Origin of the sequence: Stenotrophomonas sp. SrG, assembly GCF_050031795.1 — a bacterium.
In the GTDB taxonomy this organism is placed as follows: Bacteria; Pseudomonadota; Gammaproteobacteria; order Xanthomonadales; family Xanthomonadaceae; genus Stenotrophomonas; species Stenotrophomonas rhizophila_A.
In genome coordinates this window covers 1-235 of sequence record NZ_JBNBBE010001395.1, presented here as the reverse complement: position 1 = coordinate 235, position 235 = coordinate 1, and the positions used below count along the sequence as shown (strand labels likewise).

Here is a 235-nt window from a genome sequence, read left to right as displayed (position 1 = left end):
CCTCTCGGCCGCGGTGATGGAAGGCAGCGGCCAGCACCTGGCGGCCGGCCACCAGCGACTGGTGTTCAAGAACCGCCGCGGCTACGCGCCGGTGCTGCTGAGCCACGACTGCGGCTGGACCGCGCCCTGTAAACGCTGCGATGCCCCGATGACCGCCCACGCCGGCGGCCCCCGGCTGCAAGGCCACCCCGGCGGGGCGCGCCCGCCGGCGCCACTGGCCTGCCCCGACTGCGCA

At 76.6% G+C, this 235-nt stretch carries 1 pseudogene; it reads left to right on the top strand.

Annotated features, from left to right (window positions below):
- Positions 1 to 235: pseudogene (locus tag ACQG3P_RS23995) on the top strand (primosomal protein N'); the annotation flags it as partial.